General features: G+C 69.8%; 1 protein-coding gene. It reads right to left on the reverse strand.

What is annotated here, in order from left to right; translation table 11 throughout:
* The coding region (locus tag O5O46_RS35125; protein ID WP_333482457.1) for an acyl carrier protein at positions 1-497 on the reverse strand (497 nt) is incomplete at its 3' end.
* Positions 498-514 lie beyond the last annotated feature (17 nt).

Here is a 514-nt window from a genome sequence, read left to right on the forward strand (position 1 = left end):
CCCAGGAGTTCACTGCGCAGGTACTCCGCCAACGCGGCCGGAGTCGGATAGTCGAAGATCAGCGTCGCGGGCAACCGCAACTCGGTCGCCGCACCAAGACGGTTGCGCAACTCCACAGCGGTCAACGAGTCGAAACCAAGCTCCTTGAACGCCCTGTTGGCGCCGACCGACTCGGCACCGGCGTGCCCGAGCACTACCGCCACGGCACCGCGCACCAGGTTCAGCAGCTCGCGGCCCTGCTCGGCCTCGGAGAGCCCGACCAGCCGCCGCACGAGCGAGGAGTCGACGCCTCGGCTTTCGTCAGCCGAGGTGGACGTGCCAGCGCTGCTCTTGTTCAGGGCGCGGCGTGCCTCGGGCAGATCGGCGAACAGCGGGCTGGGGCGTACGGCGGTGAAGCCGGGTGCGAACCGCTCCCAGTCGATGTCGGCGACGGCCAGCACGGTCTCGTCCTGGTCCAGCGCGTGCTGTAGGGCCTCGATCGCCAGATCGGCGGCCATCGGCGGCACACCGCCCA

This window comes from Streptomyces sp. RPT161, from assembly GCF_027533845.1.
Lineage (GTDB): Bacteria > Actinomycetota > Actinomycetes > Streptomycetales > Streptomycetaceae > Streptantibioticus_A > Streptantibioticus_A silvisoli_A.